The sequence below is a fragment of the Corynebacterium nuruki S6-4 genome, from assembly GCF_007970465.1.
In the GTDB taxonomy this organism is placed as follows: domain Bacteria; phylum Actinomycetota; class Actinomycetes; order Mycobacteriales; family Mycobacteriaceae; genus Corynebacterium; species Corynebacterium nuruki.
In genome coordinates this window covers 1,029,242-1,051,761 of record NZ_CP042429.1, presented here as the reverse complement: position 1 = coordinate 1,051,761, position 22,520 = coordinate 1,029,242, and the positions used below count along the sequence as shown (strand labels likewise).

Annotated in this window: 22 protein-coding genes; 9 read left to right on the top strand and 13 right to left on the bottom strand. The window is 70.4% G+C overall.

All coding sequences use genetic code 11. The features are described from left to right. Positions 1-21 precede the first annotated feature (21 nt). Positions 22-717 (bottom strand): TetR/AcrR family transcriptional regulator, encoded by a 696-nt coding sequence (locus FSW06_RS04765; RefSeq protein WP_010122445.1) that lies wholly within the window; start codon positions 715-717, stop codon positions 22-24. A gap of 109 nt (positions 718-826) precedes the next feature. Between FSW06_RS04765 and FSW06_RS04760 the strand changes: the two genes are divergently transcribed. The 4 genes from FSW06_RS04760 to FSW06_RS04745 all read left to right on the top strand — a co-directional run bounded on the left by FSW06_RS04760 (position 827) and on the right by FSW06_RS04745 (position 6,086). Then, positions 827-3,085, top strand: coding sequence for an ABC transporter permease (locus FSW06_RS04760; protein ID WP_010122443.1), 2,259 nt, complete (start codon positions 827-829; stop codon positions 3,083-3,085). Positions 3,086-3,143: 58 nt separating this feature from the next. After that, positions 3,144-4,700, top strand: a complete 1,557-nt coding sequence (gene amt, locus FSW06_RS04755; protein ID WP_238526016.1) for an ammonium transporter — start codon at positions 3,144-3,146, stop codon at positions 4,698-4,700. A gap of 226 nt (positions 4,701-4,926) precedes the next feature. Next, a complete protein-coding gene (locus FSW06_RS04750) occupies positions 4,927-5,355 on the top strand; it encodes an organic hydroperoxide resistance protein (protein WP_010122439.1) in 429 nt (142 codons plus the stop codon). Between the two features lie 86 nt (positions 5,356-5,441). After that, positions 5,442-6,086: a protein-L-isoaspartate O-methyltransferase family protein gene (locus tag FSW06_RS04745; RefSeq protein WP_010122438.1), complete on the top strand. Its 645-nt coding sequence runs from the start codon at positions 5,442-5,444 to the stop codon at positions 6,084-6,086. Here FSW06_RS04745 and FSW06_RS04740 read toward each other — a convergent pair. Then, positions 6,067-6,948 carry a hypothetical protein gene (locus FSW06_RS04740; protein WP_010122437.1) on the bottom strand — a complete coding sequence of 294 codons (882 nt, stop codon included), beginning with the start codon at positions 6,946-6,948 and terminating at the stop codon, positions 6,067-6,069. The genes FSW06_RS04745 and FSW06_RS04740 overlap by 20 nt on opposite strands. Positions 6,949-7,018: 70 nt before the next feature. Further along, positions 7,019-8,443 (bottom strand): MFS transporter, encoded by a 1,425-nt coding sequence (locus tag FSW06_RS04735; RefSeq protein ID WP_416372522.1) that lies wholly within the window; start codon positions 8,441-8,443, stop codon positions 7,019-7,021. A gap of 196 nt (positions 8,444-8,639) precedes the next feature. Between FSW06_RS04735 and FSW06_RS04730 the strand changes: the two genes are divergently transcribed. Continuing rightward, a complete protein-coding gene (locus tag FSW06_RS04730) occupies positions 8,640-9,314 on the top strand; it encodes a hypothetical protein (RefSeq protein ID WP_238526015.1) in 675 nt (224 codons plus the stop codon). A gap of 41 nt (positions 9,315-9,355) precedes the next feature. Here the strand turns inward: FSW06_RS04730 and FSW06_RS04725 are convergent, their stop codons facing one another. From FSW06_RS04725 to FSW06_RS04690, 8 genes are all read right to left on the bottom strand, one after another. Next, the gene (locus FSW06_RS04725) at positions 9,356-10,801 is read right to left on the bottom strand and encodes an APC family permease (RefSeq protein ID WP_010122434.1); all 1,446 of its coding nucleotides are present in this window, start codon (positions 10,799-10,801) and stop codon (positions 9,356-9,358) included. 59 nt (positions 10,802-10,860) lie between these two features. After that, the gene (locus tag FSW06_RS04720; protein ID WP_010122433.1) at positions 10,861-12,111 is read right to left on the bottom strand and encodes an FAD-dependent oxidoreductase; all 1,251 of its coding nucleotides are present in this window, start codon (positions 12,109-12,111) and stop codon (positions 10,861-10,863) included. Next, on the bottom strand, positions 12,111-13,280 hold the full coding sequence (locus tag FSW06_RS04715) for a tyramine oxidase subunit B (RefSeq protein ID WP_010122432.1): 1,170 nt from the start codon (positions 13,278-13,280) through the stop codon (positions 12,111-12,113). Before FSW06_RS04715 ends, FSW06_RS04720 begins: the two co-directional genes overlap by 1 nt. A 48-nt stretch (positions 13,281-13,328) precedes the next feature. Further along, positions 13,329-13,928 carry a TetR/AcrR family transcriptional regulator gene (locus tag FSW06_RS04710; protein WP_010122431.1) on the bottom strand — a complete coding sequence of 200 codons (600 nt, stop codon included), beginning with the start codon at positions 13,926-13,928 and terminating at the stop codon, positions 13,329-13,331. A 22-nt stretch (positions 13,929-13,950) separates the two neighbouring features. Continuing rightward, complete coding sequence (locus tag FSW06_RS04705; RefSeq protein ID WP_010122430.1) at positions 13,951-14,877, bottom strand: 3-hydroxyacyl-CoA dehydrogenase; 927 nt, start codon at positions 14,875-14,877, stop codon at positions 13,951-13,953. A 10-nt stretch (positions 14,878-14,887) separates the two neighbouring features. Next, positions 14,888-16,501 carry a PTS ascorbate transporter subunit IIC gene (locus FSW06_RS04700; RefSeq protein WP_010122429.1) on the bottom strand — a complete coding sequence of 538 codons (1,614 nt, stop codon included), beginning with the start codon at positions 16,499-16,501 and terminating at the stop codon, positions 14,888-14,890. A gap of 10 nt (positions 16,502-16,511) precedes the next feature. After that, positions 16,512-17,405, bottom strand: a complete 894-nt coding sequence (locus FSW06_RS04695; RefSeq protein WP_010122428.1) for a PTS sugar transporter subunit IIAB — start codon at positions 17,403-17,405, stop codon at positions 16,512-16,514. 71 nt (positions 17,406-17,476) lie between these two features. Beyond that, a complete protein-coding gene (locus tag FSW06_RS04690) occupies positions 17,477-18,367 on the bottom strand; it encodes a zinc-binding dehydrogenase (RefSeq protein ID WP_010122426.1) in 891 nt (296 codons plus the stop codon). 97 nt (positions 18,368-18,464) lie between these two features. Between FSW06_RS04690 and FSW06_RS04685 the strand changes: the two genes are divergently transcribed. After that, a complete protein-coding gene (locus FSW06_RS04685) occupies positions 18,465-19,340 on the top strand; it encodes a CoA transferase (protein ID WP_010122424.1) in 876 nt (291 codons plus the stop codon). A 9-nt stretch (positions 19,341-19,349) separates the two neighbouring features. After that, positions 19,350-19,925, top strand: coding sequence for a metallophosphoesterase family protein (locus FSW06_RS04680; protein ID WP_010122423.1), 576 nt, complete (start codon positions 19,350-19,352; stop codon positions 19,923-19,925). Here FSW06_RS04680 and FSW06_RS04675 read toward each other — a convergent pair. Further along, positions 19,918-20,223, bottom strand: coding sequence for a hypothetical protein (locus FSW06_RS04675; RefSeq protein WP_010122422.1), 306 nt, complete (start codon positions 20,221-20,223; stop codon positions 19,918-19,920). The two genes, FSW06_RS04680 and FSW06_RS04675, sit on opposite strands and share 8 nt — an antisense overlap. 151 nt (positions 20,224-20,374) lie before the next feature. On the opposite strand from FSW06_RS04675, the gene FSW06_RS04670 reads away from it, so the two are divergent. Together FSW06_RS04670 and FSW06_RS04665 are read left to right on the top strand one after the other, a co-directional pair. Beyond that, the gene (locus FSW06_RS04670; protein ID WP_010122421.1) at positions 20,375-20,923 is read left to right on the top strand and encodes a hypothetical protein; all 549 of its coding nucleotides are present in this window, start codon (positions 20,375-20,377) and stop codon (positions 20,921-20,923) included. A gap of 17 nt (positions 20,924-20,940) precedes the next feature. Next, positions 20,941-21,933 (top strand): D-isomer specific 2-hydroxyacid dehydrogenase family protein, encoded by a 993-nt coding sequence (locus FSW06_RS04665; RefSeq protein ID WP_010122419.1) that lies wholly within the window; start codon positions 20,941-20,943, stop codon positions 21,931-21,933. A gap of 10 nt (positions 21,934-21,943) precedes the next feature. Here the strand turns inward: FSW06_RS04665 and FSW06_RS04660 are convergent, their stop codons facing one another. Then, positions 21,944-22,498 carry a DUF1990 family protein gene (locus tag FSW06_RS04660; protein ID WP_010122417.1) on the bottom strand — a complete coding sequence of 185 codons (555 nt, stop codon included), beginning with the start codon at positions 22,496-22,498 and terminating at the stop codon, positions 21,944-21,946. Between the last annotated feature and the right edge of the window lie 22 nt (positions 22,499-22,520).

Below are 22,520 nucleotides of genomic sequence, written 5' to 3'. Positions count from 1 at the left end.
CGGTACCGGTTACCGGGCCGGTCACCGGCCGGTCGACAGCAGATGGGTCGGTTCGGTGACAGCGGCGCTGAGCAACCCCACGCCGGCGTCGATCAGGAACCCGCCGACGGTGGACCAGTCCCCGTCGTCGGTTCCGTCCCCCGTTTCGTCCCCCGCCCCGTCCTCGAGCCGGGCCTCGTAGGACGCGAACGCGTTGAGCATCATCGCGTCCAGCATTCTCGCCCGGTTCGCCAGGACATCCGCCGGAACCCCCTGCGGTGCCACGCCCGTCCGGTCCAGGGCGACTCCGAGCCGGAGGGCCTCGAATCCGGCGTCCCGGACGAGATCGCCGAGTGCCGGGGACGTGGGCAGCTGGGTGAGGAACCGGGCGCGCCGGGTGGGGGTGGGCAGTGCCGCGAAGTCGCGGATCCAGGGGGTGACGTGGGCGGTGAGCACATCGCGCACGTCGGGGTCGTGGTCCGCGGTGAGTTCGGTGAAGATCTGCGCCGTCTGCGCGGTCTTTCCCCCGGTGGCGCGCAGCAGCAGGGCGTGCAGCAGACCGTCGCGTCCGCCGAAGTGGTAGCCGACCGCCGAATGGTTGGCGGTACCGGCGTGTTCTGCGATGGTGCGGTCGGAGACCGCGTCGATGCCGTGGACGGCAAAGAGTGCCTCGGCGGCGTCCAGCAGTGCGGTGCGGGCACGTTCGCTGCGGGTGCCCGCGGTTCCCCTCGTCTCCATGCAGGTGATGGTACCGGGGCGGCCTCGCGTTGCATATTAAGTCAGGTGGCGTAGGATCGTCGGGTCCGGTCCAGAAGAGACCATTCTCCACGACAGAAAGTGAGGCGACGTGAGCGCCACCACCCGGGATGAACCGGAACCGACAGAAGACGTCGGCACCGCCGCCGCAGGTGAGAAGACCGGGGTGGATGCCGCCGCCGCAGCCGCCAAGCGTGCGAAGTCGGAGAAGATCGGCCGGTACGTGGCGATGTTCGTCATGCCGCTGCTGATGGTCGGCATGATGGTGTGGGGGTACATGGGTGCGCTGCACTCGCCGACACCCCACCACATGCCGGTCACGGTGACGACCCAGTCCACGTCGCAGCAGGCGCAGGCCACCGCCGAAGCGCTGTCCCAGGGGCTCTCCGACGTCGGCGACGAGGCCTTCTCCGTGAAGACCGTCCCCGGCGCCGACGAGGCCCGGCAGCAGGTCATCGACCGTGACGCCTCCGGCGCCGTGGTCGTCGGCGACAACGGCGTGACCCTGTACACCGCCAGCGGGGCCGGCGCCCAGCAGGCCTCGACCGTGCAGCAGATGGTCGGGGCGGTCGCCGCCGCCGGGCACATCCAGCTCGACAACGAGGACCTGGTCCCGCTGCCCGGCAGTGATCCCGCGGGCCTCGGTGCGATGTTCATGACCACCGCCCTGCTCATGGCGGGCTTCCTGCCGTTGACGATCACACTGACGAACTCGCCGCAGCTGCTGCTGCTCAAGCGACGGGCGATCCCGATCATCACCGGATGGTCTGCGCTGATCGCGGTGATCGTCTGGTTCATCGCCGGGCCCTGCCTGCATGTCGTGGATTCCAGCGACGCCTGGCAGGTGCTGGGGATCGCCTGGCTGGGAGTCTTCTCGGTCGGCTGCGTCCAGATGTGCCTCACCAGGATCCTCGGCCCGATGTCGGTCCTGGCCGGCATGTTCCTGCTCATGGTGCTCGGCATCCCGGCGTCCAACGTGAGTATCCCCATCTGGTCGGCACCCGGGTTCCACCATTTCCTCCACCAGTTCCTGCCGGCGCCGGCGATCGGCGAATCGCTGCGCTCGGTGCTGTACTTCGACGGGGCCGGCGCATGGCACTACCTGCGGGTCCTCATCATCGGTGCGGCGGTGGGGATCCTGCTCACCACACTCATCGACCTGTCGAAGCAGCGCAAGGGCACGCGTCCGGAGACCATGGTCATCAACATGCCCTCCCTGCACGGCGGGAAGCGGCCGAAGAGCCGGTTCTGGCAGTACGCCTCCCTGGCGTTCTTCCCGCTGGCGATGGTGCTGATGATGGTCGTCGGGATGCTCGGTGCCATGCACAATCCCGCACCGCGGGACATGCCGATCGCGGTGGCCGGGGCGACCACGGAGCAGGCGCAGCAGACCGCCGACGGTCTGACCGAGGCCATGCCGGGCAGCTTCAAGTTCACCGTCGCGGATTCGCCGGACCAGGCCCGCGACCAGGTCCGTGACCGGGACGTCGCCGGTGCGTTCATCCTGCCGTCGCAGGACAACCCCGCCGCGACGGTCGTGACCAACCAGGCCGCGGGCATGAGCACCGCCCAGACCGTGGACCGCGCCTTCACACAGGTGGCGCAGGCGCAGCACATGCAGGTCAACGACGATGATATGAGCCCGTTGCCCGACCGCGACAGCATGGGCACGGTGAGCCTGTACATCGCCATCGGCTGGATGATGTCCGGGTTCATGATCATCCTCGTCGGGTCGAACGCCCAGCCGGAGTCACGGCCGTTGCGCCGGCTGATCCCGATCGTCGCCGGGTACGCCGTGTTCATGTCCTTCATCGTCTGGCTCATCGCCAGCCCGATCGTCGGTGGTGTGGGACCGGGCCACTTCTGGCAGATGTGGGGGACCGGCATCGTCGCGATCTTCTGCGTCGCGATGTTCGCCGCGGTCCTGGAACGGCTCTTCGGCCTGCTGGGGGTGATACCCATCGTCGGGACGATCATGTTCCTCGGCATCCCGGCGTCCGGCGGGGCGATCTCGATCTACATGGAGCCGGCGTTGTTCGTCCACCTCCACCAGGTGCTGCCGATGGCGGCGTCGGTGGAGTCCGCCCGGTCGATCCTGTACTTCGACTCCGACATCGTGGGGCAGTGCCTGCTGACGTTCCTGGCGTGGGGTGTGGTCTCGCTGCTCCTCGTGATGGTCATCGACCGGTTCAAACCGCTGCGGACCCACATCCCGCACCACGTCGAGCGCATCTACGACAATCCGCTGGAGCAGGCGGCCGAGCACACCGACGGTGCGGAGGACGCCGAGGGCGCCGAAGACACCTCGGACGCTGCGGACGCCGCGGAGGCCGAACCGGCCAAGGGTTAACACCCGGGTAATCTGCGGCAGATACGGGCGTAACCGGTGTTTCCTACGGTTTACGGTCATGAGCCCCGCAGATATCGCCTGGATGTGCACCGCCTTCGCCCTCATGCTCCTGATGTTCCCGGGGCTGGCGATGTTGTACGGCGGGATGCTCAACGGGCGCAGCGTCCTGAACATGATGATGATGGTGATGAGCTCCCTGGCGGTCACCGTCATCATCTACGTGCTGGTGGGGCACGGGCTGGTGCTGGGGACCTCGTTCCACGGGTGGGGGATCATCGGGGACCCGGGGAGCTTCTCCTTCTTCAGCTCGCTGACCGCGGATGACGGGGCGGGCACGACGGTCACCGCCGCCTTCTACGCCCTGTTCGCCGCGATCTCCGTGGCGCTGGTCTCCTCCGGCGCGGCGGGCCGGATGCGGTTCGACGCGTGGATGGGCTTCGCGGTGATCTGGGTGCTGGTGGTCTATGCGCCGGTCGCACACTGGGCGTTCGCGGAGGACGGCTGGTTCCGCAGCGTCCTGCACGTCCACGACTATGCGGGCGGGACGCCGGTGCACATGAACGCCGGTGCCGCGGGGCTGGCGCTGGCGGTGTTCCTGGGACGCCGTGCCCAGGTCGACCGGCGTCCCCACAACCTTCCGCTGATGCTCATCGGGGTGGGCATGCTCGCGATGGGCTGGATGGGGTTCAACGGCGGCTCGGCCGGCGGCGCCAACTTCACCTCGGAGTACACGGTGATGACCACCCTGCTCGCCCTGGCCGGCGGGATGCTGGGCTACATCGTCATGCAGCGGGTCGTCGACGGCTCGTACACGCTGGTGGGCCTGGGTACCGGCGCGATTGCGGGGCTTGTCGCGATCACCCCGACGGCGGACGCCGTGAGCCCGGTCTTCGCCGTCGTCGTCGGCATCGCGGGGGCGGCGGCCGCGTTCGGTGCGGTACGCCTGGCCCACCGCTTCGGGGTGGATGACTCGGCCGATGTCTTCGCGGTCCACGGGGTGGCGGGGATGGCTGCGTCCATGCTTGTGGTGTTCGTCGGTGATCCGGCGGCCCCGGCCCACCACGCCGGGATCTTCTTCGGCGGCAGCTGGGGGCAGGTCTGGCGGGAGGCGGTGGCGATCGCGGTGACGGTGGGATTCTCCTTCTGCGCGACCTATGCCATCGCCTGGCTGATGAACCGGGTGAGCCCGATCCGGATCTCGCAGCGCGACGAGGGTATCGGGATCGATGAGGCGGAGCACGCGGAGCAGGCCTATGACGCGGACGCCCTGCCGGCGACGGGGACAGGCGACAGGACTGGTGACAGGGTAGGAGACAGGGCAGGCGACAGGACTGGGGCCGGTGCGCCGGTGCCGGTGCTGGTGCCCGCGGACCTCGCCGACGGGATCCGGGCGCTGCTCGAGGCGCACGAGGGTCGTGCGGACAGTACGTCCGGTGCCCCCGGTGCCCCCGGTGCCCCCGGTGCGCCCGGCGGCTCTGTGCTGTCGCCTCCTCCGTCGTCGGTTGTGCCGCTGCCCCGTCGCAGCGCGCCGGGCGGCAGAAGTATTACCACCTCCGGCGTCCCGGATCCGGGAAAAGCCCAGGTCGCGAAAAGTTCTACCGGGTCCAGCTGGTAACACTTCCGGCGCGGCGGCCTGGGGTGCGACGGCGGGCGTGCAGCGGCCTGGGTATGCCGGCATGGGGACGCCGGCCTGTGCGCGGCGGCCGGTGGGTGGGGCCGGCGGCGGTACGGCGTCCACCGTGGCGGGTCCGATGGTCTCCGCATAAAGATTGCGCACAATTAAAATGCGCGCAATACTTGTCGGTGACATCAGGACCACGCCAACGGAAGGATCACCCACCATGAGTATCGACGCCATCTACAGCACGGAGGCCATCGCCACCGGTGCAGGCCGCGGCGGCCATGTCGCCTCGCGCGACGGCTACCTGGACACCGACCTGAAGATCCAGAAGGAGATGGGAGGTCCCGGCGACGGCCTCAACCCCGAGACCCTCTTCGCCGCCGGATACGCGGCCTGCTACCACAGCGCGCTGCAGGGGGTCGCCCGGCAGAAGAAGGTCGACCTCGGCGATTCGAGCGTGGGTGCCCGGGTCAGCATCGGCCGCCTGGACAACGGCGGCTTCGGCCTGGCGGTCACCCTCGAGGTCGTCATTCCGGCGCTGCCGCACGCCGAGGCGCAGGAGCTGGCGGACGCCGCCCACCAGGTCTGCCCCTACTCCAATGCGACCCGCGGCAACATCGACGTCGATGTCGTGGTGACTGACGACTGAGGCCGACGACTGACCCCGAGCACTGACGCCGACGACTGACATCCGGTGTCCGGGCCGGTGCCGGCGTTCCGGCGCATACTGGGGGCATGGACTCCGGCACCACAGATCCCACCGATTCCACTGACCCCGCAGCCTCCACCGGCTCGGCCACCGGCGCCGATGCCGTGGACCGCGCATTCGACCTCGCCCCGCGAGCGGCCTTCCTGCCCACCGGCCAGCAGCAGTTCGCCGACTTCGACACCCCGTTGCCGTTGACCGGGGGAGCGACATGTTCCCAACCGTCGACGGTCGCCAGGATGCTCCGCCTGCTGGACGTCCGTCCCGGCCAGCGGATCCTCGATGTCGGGTCCGGGTCGGGGTGGACGACCGAACTTCTCGCCCACCTCGTCGGCCCGGCCGGCTCGGTGACCGGGGTCGAGCTGCTGCCCGATCTCGCGGCGTCCGCCGGGGAGGTGCTCCGGCGCCGATCGGTGGGCAACGCGCGGATCCTCGCCGCCGACCCCGCCACCCTCGGGCATCCCGCCGACGGCCCCTACGACCGGATCCTGTTCTCCGCGGACGCGGGGGAGGGCGTCCCGCAGGAGCTGGTCGACCAGCTTGCCGACGGCGGGATCATGGTCGGCCCGGTCCGCGGCGTGATGACGGTGACGCGCCGGACGGCGGACGGGGTGGTCTCGGACGGGCACGGGCGGTACCGCTTCGTCCCGCTGATCACGACCGGGGAATCTTGACCCCGCGACCGTCGGTGGTGCCGCAGCTGACGGTGACATCGTCGTCCTCCGAACGCTTCGCCGTGGGGAACGAGCAGGTCCAGCCGTTGTCCAGCGGAGTGAGGAGAGTGTTCCCGCGGGAGCCGTCCTGCCAGGTGGCGAGGTAGGAGTCGACGGTACCGACCGCGTCGGCGCAGTCGACGGTGCCCTTGGTGACGACGACATCGGTGACGGCGAGGTCGGCGTAGAGGCCGTTGTTGGCCCGTCCGCAGAACTGCCCCCGGGTCTTCGACCCCTCGACGATGGTGCGGGCACCGGGCCCGTCCCACCCCGTCGCGGCGAAATCCCCGTCGTCGTAGCGGAACTCCCGGCCGTCGCGACCGCAGGTGATGCCGCGTGGGCCGGTGGCGGTGCAGGTGACTCCCGCGGCGCTGATGCGTTGCCCGGGGTGCAGGACGGGGTGGTCGGTGGCGTCTCCGCCGCCGGTCTGCATGGCGGGCCGGAACCCTTCGCCGGCGATCCAGAGGACGGCGCCGGCGGCGAACCGGGGGTCCTTCCGGTCGCGGACGTCGTCGGTGAAGTCGAGGGTGCAGTCGGCGTAGTCGCTGCGTGGGGCGGTGTTGACCGAGCAGGTCACACCGGCGCCCTCCAGCGACCAGCTCACGAGGTCGCCGGTGGTGTAGTCGGCGACGTCGACGTCGGTGGCGGCGTCCGGTGCGGCGCCCCGGGTCGGGGAGGCGGCGGTGCCGGACGCCGTGGCGGGGGCGGAGGCGGCCTCGGTGAACCCCGGTGAGGTGCCGGGATCACCGGTGTTGTCGTCGGAACAGGCGGCCAGGCTTCCCGCGCAGAGCAGGACCACCGCCGCCGTACCCCACCGTGTCATGTCTCCGCCCCTTCCCGGACTGTCAGCCTGTGCTTCAGATCAGCTCAGGTCATGACGGTACCAGGTGCGGTCACGGGGCGGGGGTCACCGGGACCGCCCTGCGGTGTGCCGGCAGTGCCCAGGCGGCGATCAGCAGCACCACTGCGGCGGACAGGACGCCCCAGAAGACCGCGGCGGTGGCGTCCACGATCGGTGCGGCACCGCTGCGTCCGCCGATGACCGCATTCGAGATCGTCCCGTAGACCGCCACCGCCACGGCACTGCCGGCGGAGCGGGCGAACATGGTCAGCCCGGTGACCTCCGCCCGCTCCGACCAGCCCACCGAGGACTGGGCGGCGACCGTGTTCGGGGCGGCGGTGAACCCGAGACCGGCCCCGATGACGACCGCGACACCGGTGATCAGCCACACCGACGGGTGGTGGGCGACGAGCACGAGCAGGACCGTCCCCACGGTGACGACGGACGCCCCGAGCGCGATCGAGGCCTTGAAACCGTACGGGACGTAGATCCGGCCGGCGTTCGCGCTGGCGAACGGCCAGGCGATCGTCAGTGCGGCGACGGCGATACCGGCCACGACCGGGGTGGCGCCGGCGGCCCGTTCCAGGTAGGTCGGGACGAAACTGGTGAGGCCCTGGACGATGCCGCCGATGGCCGCGGCGATGACGACCGCGTTGATGATGAGCCGGAGGGACAGCAGGTGCATGCTCACCACCGGTTCAGCTGCCCGACGCTCGACGAGGACGAACACGGCCAGGGCCGCGGCACCGCCGAGGAAACAGATGAGGGACTGCCCGGAACCCCAGTCCCACCCGGTGCCGCCCTCGAGCAGACCGAGCAGGAGCATGGTCAGTCCGGCGGTGAGGCACAGTGAGCCGGCGACGTCGATGCGGTGGGGCCGCCGTTCCACCGACTCGTGGTAGTTGCGCACGACCATCACCGCGGCGAGCAGTCCCAGCGGGATGTTGACGGCGAAGATCCACCGCCAGGAGACGTACTGGGAGAACACCCCGCCCACCAGCGGGCCGAGCACCGAGGAGATCCCCCACACGCTGGCGAGGTAGCCCTGGACGCGGGCACGCTCCCGGACGGTGTAGATGTCGCCGGCGATGGTCTGCCCCATGGGTTGGACGGCCCCGGCGCCGAGGCCCTGGACCGCCCGGCAGACGATGAGGACGGTCATCGAAGGCGCGGCGGTGGCCAGGGCGGAGCCGAGGACGAACACGGCGATGCCGGTGAGGATGACCGGTTTCCGGCCGTACATGTCGGCGAGTTTGGAGAAGACCGGGACGGTCACCGCCTGGGCGAGCAGGTAGGTCGAGAACAGCCACGGGTAGCGGGCGAAGTCACCGAGGTCGTCGACGATGCTGGGGACGGCGGTGGCGAGGATGGTGGCGTCCACCGCCATCAGGGCCGAGGAGAGCATGATCGCGATGAGGACCGGACCGCGGCGGTCGCGGAAGACGGAGGTGCTGTTCGGGGCTGTCACTGTCGCCAGCCTAACCCCGCACGGCCCCCGCACGGCGCTGACATGCTCCGGACGGGGCACGTCCCGGCCGGGCGCTGCCGGACGCTGCCGGCCCCCGGCCGGAAACAGCCGGGGGTTTCCCGGTGGTCTGCTGGCACGGGCCGGGCAGGCTGTGGCACGGTTGGGGGTGACACCCCCGAGACTGGAGATGAACACCGTGACCCCTGTGACCCCTGTGAGCCCCGTGAAACGAGGCCGGCGTCGCCTGTCCGTGGCCTGCGCCGCGGCATCCGCTGCCGCACTGCTGCTGGCCGGATGCGACAGCGACGGTACCGGCGTCGAGGACGCGGGATCCCACGACGACAGTCACACAGACACGGCCCTGTCCAGCGAACTCGGCAAAGCGCCGAACCCCGCACCCGGGGCACCACAGCCGACACCGGGTGCACCGCAGCCCGCCCCGGGGGCGACCGTCGCGCCCCCGGCCGGGTCGCAGGACACCCCGGGGCCCACCGCCCCCGCGGACGCCACCGCAGTCTCCTACGGCAACTATCTCGTCCCCCTCGGCGGGACCGGTAACGCCACCCTGACCTGCTCCTTCAACGGGAACCCGGCGGACGAGGGCTTCGCCTGGGCCTGCCAGGCGCCGGTCCACCTCGGCTGGGAGGCGACCGACGGCGGCGAAGCCAACAGCGTCGCCTACCGGCCGGGCGCGGACCCGGAGGTCTACGCACTGCTCGGCAACTCCGGGGTCACCGCCACCGACACCCTGGCCGCCGGAACATCGACCCCGGTCGGGGACCGCTACACCGTGGACACCACCGGTGACGGCACCACGGTGACCGACAACTCCACCGGAGTCGCGGTGCGCATGGCCGACGGCGGATACTCGCGGCTGTGAGGTGACCGGGGGCTGATCCGTGACCGGGCCGGCGCCGGCGGTCACATCCGCTTGTCCATGTTGCGGGTGATGATCCGGTCGTCGAACTCCTGGACGAAGGTCGCGAAGACAGTCCCGAAGACGAACACCACCGGCGCCGACAGCGCCATCACCCAGGCGACCGCCACACTGCCGAACAGCACCGTGAAGTTCGTGACGATGAAGTACAGTGCGGTTCCCAGACCGAGGAACGACAGCACCGGTGCGATGAGCCGCTTCCACACGGAGACCTGCAGCGACGGCCGGGCGTGGAACCAGGCGATGACGGCGGCGGAGACCAGCAGCATGAGGATGATGATGGTGAAGGTCGCCAGGCCGGAGAACCAGGTGAAGATCTCCGCCACCGGGTCGAGACCGGCGACCGCGCAGACCACGACGAGCACGGCGACCGTCACGGTCTGCACGAGGGAGGACATGTGCGGCGACCGGTGCGTGAGGTGCACCGCCCGCAGCGCCCGCGGCAGGCCGCGCTTGTGCGAGATGGCGTGCTGGTAGCGGGTCAGCACGTTGTGGAACGACAGGACGCAGGCGAACAGGCTCGTCAGCAGCAGCACGTCGACCACCGGGCCGGCCCAGGAACCCAGGTAGTTCTCCGCGGTGTGCGCGATCATGTTGTCCGGGTCATCGGTCGCCTCGGCCAGCACCTTGTCCGTCCCCCAGGCCTGGACCACGGCCCAGCCGGAGACGGTGTAGAAGATGCCGATCACCGCGACGGCGATGTACGTCGCCCGCGGAATGGTGCGGTCGGGGTCCTTCGCCTCGGAACGGAAGACCGTGGTGGCCTCGAACCCGATGAAGCCGGCCATCGCCATCATCAGACCGACCCCCATGGAGCCGGAGAAGATGTTCTCCGGCAGGAACGGGTCGGCGTTGAGGCCGGCGTCCCCGCCCTTGCCGGTGACCACCACGTCGATGAGTACGACGATGGCGATCTCCGCGATGAGCAGCACACCCAGTGCCTTCGAGCTCAGTTCGATGTTGCGGTAGCCGAGGTAGCCGACGATTCCGGCGACGGCGAGGGAGAAGACCCACCACGGCAGGTGGACCAGCGGGTCGACGAGCTGGCTGAGCTGTGCCCCGAGGAATCCGTAGACGGCGAACTGGATCGCCGTGTAGGTGAGCAGGGCGAGGTAGGCCGTGCCCATCCCGAGGCGGCGTCCGAACGCGGTCTCGACGTAGGAGTAGAAGGCGCCGGGTTCGTCGATGAACTTCGACATGGTCGTCAACCCGACGGAGAACAGGATGAGGATCACGGCGCCGACGGCGTACATGGTGGGGTAGCCGGGACCGTTGCCGACGGCCATGCCGATCGGCAGGGCGCCGCCGATGACGGTCAGCGGTGCGGCGGCGGCGATGACCATGAAGACGATGGACGCCGTGGTCAGCGAGCCGCCTTTCAGTGACGTGCCGGACGCCGCGGGGGCGGAGGTGGCGGTGGGAGCGGACATGGTGTGGCCTCTCTGGTTCGGTGTGGTGCCTGTGCTGGTTCGTGCTGGTTCGTGCTGGTTCAGTGCAGGGTGGCGGGGATGACGGCGGGGGACGGTTCGCGGACGGCGGTCGGGTAGCCGAAGGCGTCGGGGAGCCCGGGTGCTGCACCGTCGACCGCGAGCTGCGCGGCGGCCCGCCCGTAGACCGGGGCGAACTTCATGCCGTTGCCGCTCATCCCGGTGGCGACGGTGACCGCACCGCCGGTCCCCGGGACGTGGCAGAGGACCGGGGCGTGGTCGGCGGTGAAACCGTCGTGGTGCAGGGAGATGCGCACCGGGGCGTCCAGCATGCCGTCGAAGAACGCGGCGGTGCGTTCCGAGAACACCCGGACCACGTCCGCCGGGATCTCCCCGGTGCGCAGCGCCTCGAGACCGTCGGGGGTGGTCGCCCCGCCGACGAAGTCCCCGTGGGAGATCTTCACGGAGTAGCCGTCGAGCGTCGGGGCGCCGTAGCAGTGCCAGATCTCTGTGCCCCCGCCGGTCTCCCGGACAATGTCCCGCATGAAGATCGGCAGGTTTTCGGGCAGGAACCCCGTGATGTCCAGCGGCAGGTACCAGGTCAGCGGAATGGACTGCACACTGATGTGCGCTGCGAGGTCGGGGAAGATGTCCGCGGCCCAGGACCCGGTGGCGACGATCACCTTGTCGGCGGTGACGTCGCCGCGCTCCGTGCGGATCAGGGTGTGGTCCGGGCCCGGTTCCACGGCGAGCACACGGGTGTTGTCCCACAGTGTCGCCCCGCCGGACAGGGCAAACTGCTGGGCCCAGGCGACGGCGAGCTCGGGGCGGATACCACCGCCGGCCGGGTCGAGGATCGCCGTGTCCGGTGCCGCGCCGGGTGCGGGGGCGGCGAAGACGGGGAACCGCTCGGCGAGTTCGGCGGCGTCGAGGACCTCGTGGTCGAGACCGAACTCCTCGATGACCGCCATGGTCTGCACCATGGTCGGGAAATCGGCCGGACCGACGGAGACGGCGCCGACCGGCAGGAAGATGTCGCGGCCGGAGCGTTCGTTCATCGCCAGCCACATCCGCCGGGCCTGCTGCACCAGGGGGATGTAGATGCCGCCCTCCTTGAGCGCGACCCGGAACAGGCGCGATTCCCCGGAGTAGGAGCCTTTCGTGTGGACGCGGTCGAACCGTTCGATGCCGAGGATCCGGGCCCCCGGTGCCTGTTCGGTGAGCTGCCACAGGGCCATCGAGCCGATGGTGCCGCAGCCGATGACGGCATAGTCGTAGTGGGCGTAGTGGGTGCCGGAGTCGGAGTGTGTCATCAGGCCATCTCCGGGGTGTCCCAGACCGGCAGCACGGTGCCGATGTCCGCCGCGCAGGCCCGCCGGTAGAGCGCGGTGGCCCAGGCGACGTCCTCGACCGGCATCCCGCCGACCGAGTAGATGACGATGTCGTCGTCGCTGCGCCGGCCGACGGCGTCCCCGGTGATGACGTCGGCGATGTCGGTCACCGCGCCCGGGGGCAGGACGCCGTCCTTCTCGAGCGCGAGGAACCTGTTGCCGATGATGCCGACGGTCTCGAAGGCGTCCTCCCCGAATTCCTCGTGCCAGCACTCGTAGAGACCACGGTTGTCGAGGACCAGCCGGCCCGCGCCCGAGGCCAACCACCGGTCCGGGACGGTCACGCAGGCCGGGGCCGAGACGAAGGCGCCGGGGGAGAGCCAGTCCGGGTCGAGCTGCGGGTAGTTTCCGGACCCGGTCGGGGCGGTGGTGGTGTAGGCGATGACCTGGGAACCGCGGACCGCCTGTTCATCGGTCTCCACGACCTCGACCGTCGTGAACTGGGGGAGGGTCTCGCGCACCCAGGCGACGAACGAGTCGATGCCGGCGCGGCTGCGCCCCTTGACCTTCACGGTGTCCAGCGTCGGGACACCGGCGGCGAACGCCTCGAGGGCGGTCCTGCCCATCACCCCGGGGCCGATGACCGCGGCGACGGTCGCGCCGGGTGCCGCGAGGTGCCGGGCGCCGACGCCGGAGACGGCGCCGGTGCGGTAGGAGGAGAGCAGGTTGGCATTCATGACGGCCAGGGGTGCGCCGGTGTCCGCGTCGTTGAGGATGAAGGTGTGGATGGACCGGGGCAGGCCGGACCGGCGGTTGTCGATGTTGGATCCGTACCATTTCACCCCGGAGGTGTGGAAGTCCCCGCCGAGGTAGGCGGGCATGGCCATGAACCGGCGGTCGGGGCCGTTGAGCGGCATGCGCTCGTGGGGGGACCGGTCGGGGAAGAGGACCATGGCGCCGTGGGAGTTGTTGTTGGCGCCGGCCATCCGGTAGTCGCCCGCGCCGAGGAGGGCGAACATCCGCTCCATGGTGTCGACGCAGGCGGGCATGTCGCGGACGCCGGCGGCGACCATGTCGGGTTCGGAGAGGTAACGGGTCTGGAGTGCGGTGGTCCGGGGACCGGAGGAGGTGGAGGTGAGTGTCGCTGTCATGGGTGACAGTCAACAGTCACCGTGTTTCGGGTCAGTTGCCGCGCAGTGTCATCTTTGTACGGATGGAGAAAAACGGGCGAGGAAGCGGTCGAGGAGTGCGGTGAGCCGGGCCGCGTCCCCCTCCGGGGTGTTGAACGCCGCGGTGATCTGCGCCCCCATCAGCATGTTCTGGAGCTCATCGGTCACCGCCGGGATATCGGTGCCCGCCGCGATCTCGCCGTCGGACGCCGCTTCGGCGAGTCGGGCGGAGAAGTAGTCCCGCCAGGACCCGAAACTCGCGGCGAACAGGGCGGCCTCATCGTCACGGGTCAACGCCCGCTGCCAGAAGGCCAGCGCCACCCGGGCCTCCGCCCGGCGCACGTCGTCGAGCGGCAGGATCTCCCGGGCGAGGGTCCGCACCCCGGCCAGTCCCCGTTCCCCCGAGGTCAGGGCGGCGCGGATGTCGGTCGCCTCGACGACGAAGCGGTACGCCTCGGTGATGACCGAGTCCTTGCCCGGGAAGTAGTACCGCAGCAGGCCGTTGGAGAACCCGGTCACCTCGGCGATCCGCCGGGTGGTGACCGCGTCGATCCCCTCGTCGGCGATGAGCCGCCAGACCTTCGCGATGATCTCGCGGCGTCTCAGGTCATGGTCGACTTTCTTCGGCATGACCGAGGATCCTACCGGCGGTTCAGTCCCGGTAGACCACCCAGTCCGGGTTCGGCCGGACGATCTTCCCCTTGTCGTCGTACTCGTAGAAGCCGGCACCGTCACCGACACCGGTCTTCCCCTGGTCGATGCCCTTCGACTTGAGCTGGTCGGCGAAGGCGCGCAGCGGCGACCCCTCCGGCTGGGCGCCCTGGATGATGTTGTAGGCCACGTTGAAGCCCACCACGTCGTACACCTCGAACGGGCCGTTGGGGGACCCGGTGGACACCTTCCAGTCGTCGTCGATGACCTCCGGGTTCGCCGCGCCACCGACATAGAGCGAGGCGGCGGCGTTGAGCCACGGGATGAGCAGGCTGTTGAGCAGGTAACCCGGGATCTCCTTGTGGATCGGGAAGGGCTGCAGGTTGATCTCGCGGGCGAACTCCACGGTGCGCTCGAACACCGCCGGGTCGGTCGCCGGGGTCGCCATGACCTCACCGGTGTTGGACTTCCACACCATGTTCGCGAAGTGCAGGGCCAGGAAACGGTCGGTGTGGCCGGTGACGTCGGCGAAGTCGGAGGGACGCAGCGACGAGGAGTTGGTCAGCAGTATCGCACTGTCCTTGACGGCTTTGCCGACGTTGCCCCAGACGTCCTTCTTCAGGTCGAGGTTCTCGGGGACGGCCTCGATGACGACATCGGCGTCGCCGACGGCCGCCGCGAGGTCGGTGGAGGTGGTGATGCGGGCGATGGCGGCGTCGAACTTGTCCGCGGAATAGTCTGCGAGGTCGTGGGCGTAGTGTCCGCGCATCCACTCCCACCGGTCGGGGAGTTTGTCGAGGAACTCCTGCTTGATGTCGTAGGCCACCACGGTCTTGCCTGCGTAGGCGGCCTGCATGACGATCTGGGAGCCGAGGACGCCGGTTCCCAGGACGGTAACGTTCCGGATGTCTGTGCTGTTGTCGGTCATACCACTGACGCTACGCGGAACCGCTCCCGGACCCCGGGGGAGGCGGGGGTACCGGAGCCCCTTTCGGGGGTGCGATCGGCGGGTACTTCCCGGCCACCGTGAACCCGTCGGAGACGGTGACGGGGGCACCGGCACTATCTCCGGCACCCCCGGAACGCCCGTTGTCCCCCGCAGAGACCAGGGAACCCTTCACCCGTCCGGGGGCCGGATCCCAGTGACCGTCGACGAGCTTCTTCTGGACGATGACGGCGGCGGCGAAGACCACGACGGCGACGAGGACAGTGATCACGATGCCCCAGATCCCCGCCGGGGCATTGCCGATGAGGAGACCGAACCAGCCGAAGTCGGCGTCCCCGAAGGTGGTGTTCTCCCCGGACAGGTCGCCGAGGGCGTTGATGAGGAACGCGGGCAGGATCGTGATGATCAGGCCGTTGACGAAGGCACCGAGGACCGCGCCACGGCGTCCACCGGTCGCGTTGCCGAAGACACCCGCGGCACCGCCGGTGAAGAAGTGCGGCACCAGCCCCGGCAGGATGAGTGCCGCGCCGAACGCCGGGTTCAGCCAGCTCGACAGCACCACCAGTCCGACGAGACCCCCGACGAAGCTGGCGATGAACCCGACGAGGACGGCGTTCTGGGCGTAGGGGAAGACGATCGGGGCGTCCAGCGCGGGGACCGCACCCGGCACCACCTTCGCGGCGATGCCCTGGAATGCGGGCACGAGTTCACCGAGGATCGTGCGCACACCGAAGAGGATCACGGCGACAGCCACCCCGAACTGCAGGCCCTGGGTGACCGCCTGCATGAGGTAGTTGCCCAGGTCGGTGGCACCGTCGTCGAAGGCGGTGAAGGCCTCGTCCTGCCCGGAGCGCATCACGTAGAGCACCGCGAGGACCAGGTACATCAGCACCATCGACAGGGCGGTGGCGACCATGGAGTCCCGCAGGAACCGCAGACCTTCGGGGACCTTCAGGTCCTCGGTGGACGCGGAGGCCTTCTTCCCCTTCCCGCCGACCGCCTTGCCGACCGCACCGGCGGCGATGTAGCCGGCGGTGCCGAAGTGGCCGATGGCGACCGAGTCATCACCGGTGATCTTGCGGGTCCAGGGGTGTGCCAGCGCGGGCATCGAGACCATGAGCACGCCGAGCAGCACCGCGCCGAGGATGACGACCACCCAGTCGGCGTAGTCGTTCGTGACGAGGATGATGGTGATCATCGTCGCCATGAACAGCACGTGGTGCCCGGTGAGGAAGACATAGCGCAGCGGGGTGAACCGGGCGAGCAGCAGGCTCACCACGTAGCCGAGGATCATCAGCCAGGCGACCTGGGAGCCGAACTCTTCCTGGGCGATGCCGGCGATGGCCTCGTTGGTGGGGACCACCCCGTGCATCCCGGTCGCCCCCTCGATCATCCGGCCGAGCGGGTCGAGGGAGTTGGTGACCAGGGTGGACCCGGCCCCGATGAGCAGGAAGCCGAGGACGGCCTTGATCGCGCCGCCGGTGACCTGCCCGGCGGAACGGCGCAGGGCGATCAGTCCGACGGCGGTGAAGATGCCGATGAGGAAGGCGGGGACGGCGAGAATCTCGTTGACGAGGAACTCGGCGACGGTGAGCAGCCAGTGCATGGTGGTTCCTTTACAGGTCGTAGATCTGCCGCAGGGCGGCGTCGATCTCGGTCTCGTCGGTGAAGTCGTTGATGACCCACACCGGGATGCCGGGGTCGCCGAGGGTGTCGGCGATGCTGCCGGAGGTCATCATGACGTCGGCCTCACCGGCCTTGCCTTTCGCGGAGATCGTGTCGGTCGCCTCCACGGTGAGGAACGGACCCCATCCCCAGCGGTCGAGCACCTGCTCGACGGTGTTCTTGAGGAACAGGCTGGTGCCCACCCCGTTGCCGCAGACGGTGAGGATGTGGTCGCGGGTGTTCCCGCCCGGGTAGGCCCCCGTTTCCGCAGCCTCCGCCGCGCCTGTCGCTGTGCCCGGAGCTGTCCCGGTTGCTGCGGCAGCGGCCGGTGGTGCTGTCGGCGGTGACGGTGACCCGCCGTCGAGGACGGCCAGGATCTCCTCGCCGGTGGTCGCGGCCGCCAGGGCGTCCCGGGTGGATTTCTTCCCGATGACCTTGGCCAGCTGGGCCATGGCGGTGGTGTGCGCGGTGGCGTCGGTCGCGGCGAGTGCGACGACGAGGGTCACCGGGTCGTTGGACGGGTGGCCGAAGGCCACGGGTGCGGCGAGCCGTACCCAGCTCATCGCCGTGCGGTGGACGGCGGGGGAGGGGCGGGCGTGGGCGAAGGCGAAACCGGGGGCGACGACGATGTAGGGGCCGTTGTCCTCGACCGTGGCGATCATCGCCGCCGTGTAGTCGGGGTCGGTGGCACCGGTGTCCTCGAGCAGGCGTCCGGCGGTGGTGACGGCGGACCGCCAGTCGTCGGCGGCGACGTCGAGGGCGATGCGGGCGGTGGCGCCGGCACTGCCGGCGCTGCCGTCAGTGAGCAGAGTGGTCAGTGTGGTGGGAGTGGTCGGAGTGGGCATGGCTCCGATCGTACGGGGGTCATTTCCACAGTGGAAGGACCTCAGGCCAACTCAGGCGGGCTCAGACGGACTCACGGGAACAGCACGGCGGTCTTCCCGGTCGCGTGCCCGGCCTCGACCGCGGCGACGGCTTCAGCCGCGTCCCGGAACGGGAAGAGTGCACTGATCACCGGATGGAAGGCGTCCGTGGCGATGAGGTCGGCGAGTTCCGTGAACACGGCCCGGGTACGGCGGCGGGTCACCCCGCCGCCGACCGCCGGCTCCGCCACGCTGCGGACCGGGGCCGGTGTCCCGGCGACCAGCGCCAGAGCGTCCTGCAGCACCGGTCCGCCGACGAGGTCGATGACGGCGTCGACCGGCCCGACGGTGGCGGCGTCCGTCACGGTCGGGGCCCAGGCGGCGTCCAGCCTGCCGAGGAACTCCTGCTTGGCCGCCCCGGCGACCCCGGTCACCGGATGGCCGAGGTGGCGGGCGAGCTGGACTGCGCAGTGCCCGACCCCGCCGCCGGCACCGAGGACCAGGACACGGCCGCCGTCGGGCAGCCCGTCGGCGCGCAGTTCGTGGAGGATGTCCCACGCGGTGCCTGCGGCCACGGGGACGGACGCCGCCTCCGCCGCCGGAACCCCCACCGGCACCACCGCGGTCTGGGACGCGTCCAGCAGCACCTCCGGGGCGAAGGAACCGGTCCCGGCGAGCGTCCCGCCGAACACCACGTCGCCGGGGTGGAACGCCGGATCCGTGGAGGTGATGACCCGGCCGGCGGCCTCGCGCCCCATCGCCATGGGGAAGGTCACGGGGAACTTCCCCTGCCGGTCACCGTTGCGGACCTTGATGTCGGCGGGGTTGACGGTGGTGACCACGGTCTCGATGAGGACACTGCCGTCGACCGGCTCAGGGGCCGGGACATCGAGGACGCCGGCCACCCCGGGGCCGCCGTAGGATTCGAAACCGAAGATGTGCATGGGTCGACTGTAACGGTCCGTCCGGAGCCGGGTCGGCACCGCACTGCTAGCGTCGGGCGGAGAAATACCGGGACCCCACAACGAAGGACGCCGCCCCATGTCACAGGGAACCACCGAGCACGACACCGCCCCGGCAGATGCCCCGCTGTCCGGCGTCCGGGTGGTGACCCTCGCCCCGAACCTGCCGGGACCGGCCGCGGCCCACCGGCTGGTGGAACTCGGCGCGACCGTGACCAAGATCGAACCGCCGGCGGGGGACCCGGTGGCGACCTTCGCCCCCGACTACCACCGCTGGCTGGCCGCGGGCCAGGAGATCCGGACCCTCGACCTGAAGACCACTGCGGGGCGCGGCGAGCTCGACGCCCTGCTCACCGACGCAGACCTGCTGATCACCTCGTCACGCCCCCGTGCCCTGGCGGTGCTGGGTCTGGCCTGGGACAGCCTGCACGCCACATACCCGCGACTGTGCCAGGTCGCGGTCGTCGGCCACCCGGGTGCGGACGCGGACCGGCCCGGCCACGATCTCACCTACCAGGCCGAGGCCGGCACCCTGCTCCCACCGGAGCAGCCGACGATCCCGACACTGCCGGTGGCGGACCTGCTCGGGGCCGAACGCGTCGTCGGGGATGCCGCCGCACTGCTCGTCCGGGCCGCCCGGACCGGTGACGGCGGATACCGGGAAGTGTCACTGGCGCAGGGGATCGACGATGCCGCGCACGCGGTGACCTCGGGACTGGCCGGCCCCGGCGCCCTGCTCGGCGGCGCGCTGCCGACCTACGGCCTGTACCGTGCGGCGGACGGCTGGATCGCCCTGGCGGCGCTGGAACCGCACTTCGTCGCGCGACTGGGCGAGGAGCTCGGCGTGGACCCGATGGACCGCACTGCGCTGGAGCAGGTGTTCGCGGACCGGACGGTGGCGGACTGGGCTGCCTGGGCGGGGGAGCACGATCTGCCGCTGTCGGCGGTCCGGTAGCCTGGGCCGATGGGACAGCAGTGGTACACCAGCGACCTGCATCTCGGCCACCGGCTCGTGTCGGGTCTCCGTGGTTTCGAGGACACCGACGAGCATGACCGGGTCATCCTCGGCAACCTGCGCGAGGCGTTGAGACCGGGGGATGTGCTGTGGTGTCTGGGGGACCTCGCCGTCGGATCGCCGGCCCGTGCGATTGACCTGCTCGGTGCCCTGTTCGAGGAGACGGGGGTGACCGCGCACCTCATCGCCGGCAACCATGACGCGTGTCATCCGATGCACCGGAAGGGCTACCTGCACCAGCGGGCGTATCTCACGTGTTTCGCCTCGGTCCAGCCGTACCAGAAGATGGTGTGGGCGGGCGAGGATGTCTGGCTGTCGCACTTCCCGCGGCCGGGGCACGACCACGAGGGGATGGCCTCCCGTCACGACGAGCTGCGGCTCGACGTCCCCCTGCTGGTGCACGGCCACCTGCACTCCGACCGGCCCGTCACGGGGCCGGGGATGGTCGACGTCGGACTCGACGCCTGGGAGCTGCGTCCGGTTCCCCGGGACCGGGTGCAGCAGACGCTGTTCGGGGCTAGTTGACGGCGCCCGCTGCGCCGGCTGTGCCAGCGGTACCGGCAGTGCCGGCGGCGGTCGGCTCGGCCTGGGTTCCCGCGGTCGTGTCCTCGTCGACGGTGCCGGCACCGGCCTCCGTGGACCCGGTGGCGGCGGCACTGGTCGCGGGGACCCCGGCGCCCTCGTAGCCGGCGTCGGGGGCGACGGTGCTGACGTCGGCGGGGCTGACGTCGCTGTCGTTCTGGTGCTTGGCGGAACAGGCCGTCACGCCCAGAGCCAGTACGGCGGCGGTGATCAGGGCAGTGGTCCGGCGGATGCGCGTCATTTCTCGTCTCCCGAAGAGGTTCAGTCTGGATCGTCGGGGATCATCCTAGTGCGTGGCGTCGGTGGAACGGTATACGGCGCACCCGCGGGGTTGCGGTGAGGGGGAGACTACAATCGTCGCGACACCACACCCGGAGACGGGGAAGGAGATCATGGACGACGACCAGACACGGGCCTTCGGCGGCCCGCAACCCGACAACGGACCCCGACCGCCGGTGTACCGCTACGACACTCCCGGACCGGAGTTCGGGACGCAGCCGGACGGGCGACAGGGCGGGCAGCCGACCGGCCAGCCGGGTGGCGGGCCGACCGGTCAACCACGACCCGACGGCGTCCGGCCGCCCCGGAAGTCCTCCGGACTGTGGGGAGCCGTCCTGCTCGTCGTGGCGGCCCTGACCGCTCTGCTGTTCTTCCTGCTCTGGATCTCGAACACCGGAGGCGGCGGGGAGGAGACGACGGTGACCCGGACGGTGGAACGGACCGTGACACCGTCCAGCCCGCCGTCCGCGCCCCGCTCGGCGCCCCCGGCACCGTCTGAGACGCCCGGGGCGCCCGGGGAACCGGACCCGTCCGCCCCCGACGACGGCGGAATCCGGTTGCCCGACGGGCTCCCGGACGTCGACCGGTGGGGTCAGGACCTCGACGATCTGCTCAACAACTTCCGGGACCAGATCGGCGGCGGTGCAGGGGCGCCTGCCTGACGGGTATGAAGTAGGGCATGACTACCTCGACGCCGAACCCGACGCCCGCCCCGACCACCGACCGGACACCCGCCCCGCGACCGCTCCGTGTCTTCATCGCCCGGATGCCGCTGCCGGAGACCCGTGCCGCGCTGGAGGCGGAGGGGGCGCAGATCGTCGACGATATCGCCGACGCGGACGCCTTCATCAGTATCAACGTGCGACCCTCGGCGTTCCCCGAGTTACCGGACTCCGTGAAGTGGGTGCAGCTGTGCCAGGCCGGCATCGAGCAGTACCTGGACGCCGGTCTGGTCACCACCGGACCCGACGGTGACCGCCGGTGGTCGAACGCCTCCGGCATCTACGGCCGCCAGGTCGCCGAGGCGGCGGTCGGGCTGCTGCTGTCGGTGCTCCACCTGCACGTGCGTATCGCCCGGGCGCGCAGCTGGTCGGTGTCCCGTGAAGTGGACGCCGGCACCCGCTGGCTCGCCGGGTCCACCGTCGCCATCGTCGGAGCCGGTGGAATCGGCCGGCACCTCATCGAGATGCTCACCCCGTTCGGTGTGGACGTCGTCGCCGTGAACCACTCGGGGCGTCCGGTCGAGGGGGCACGCGAGACGGTCCCGTTCGACCGGCTGGCGGAGGTCCTCCCGCAGGGCGACCATGTGATCCTGTCGGCCCCGCTCACCGATGAGACCCGGGGCATGATCAATGCGGAGACGCTCGACCTGTTCCGCGAGGGGGCCACGCTCGTCAACGTCGCCCGGGGTCCGGTCGTGGTGACCGCGGACCTCGAGGACGCCCTGCGGTCGGGACGCCTGTCCGGTGCCGGTCTGGATGTCACCGATCCGGAGCCGCTGCCGGACAGCAGCGACCTGTGGCAGATGGACAACGTCACCATCACCACCCACTCGGCGAACACCGTCTCGTCGATGGACCGGCAGCTCGCTGCTTCGACGGCGGAGAACTACCGGCGGTTCGTCCGTGGCGAGCGGATGCTCACCGAGCTCATTCCCGGCGAGGCGTACTAGCGGTACCCCCTCAGTTCCGGAAACCGGGGTCGGCGACTGCCGCGGCGTAGCGCCGGGCCATGAGCCGCTGCACCCCGCGGGCGACCGGGCCGCCCAGCCGGGTCAGCGGCCGCGCGGCGCGGGAGAAGGCGCCGACGGTGACGGCTGCGGTACCGGCGTCCCGGTCCCAGCGGAGGTGGAAGCGTTCCTCCCCGCATTCGAGGTGCCCCGGCAGGGTCGCGTAGATGACCTCGGCGGTCACGGCGGCGGCCGTCCGCTCCACGTCGGCGCGCAGCACCAGGCAGGGGGACGCCAGGGCGCCGATGCCCAGCGGCCGGATGACGACCACGGACCCGGCGGTGAGACTGCCGGTGAACGGCGCGCCGGCGCGGCGGTGGGCCCGGCCGCTGAACAGTTCGTCGATGCACCGGTCGATCACGGGGGCGGACAGCGACACGCCGGGCGTGACGGGGGTGGTGTGGGAGAAGGTGTGGAATCCCGCCGCACGCAGCGCACGGATGGTGCGGGCGGCGGGGTCGGCCGAGGCCCCGGTGAAACGGACGGGGTAGCTGGGGGACAGGGGCATGTCCGGCAGTCTAGACTGCGGC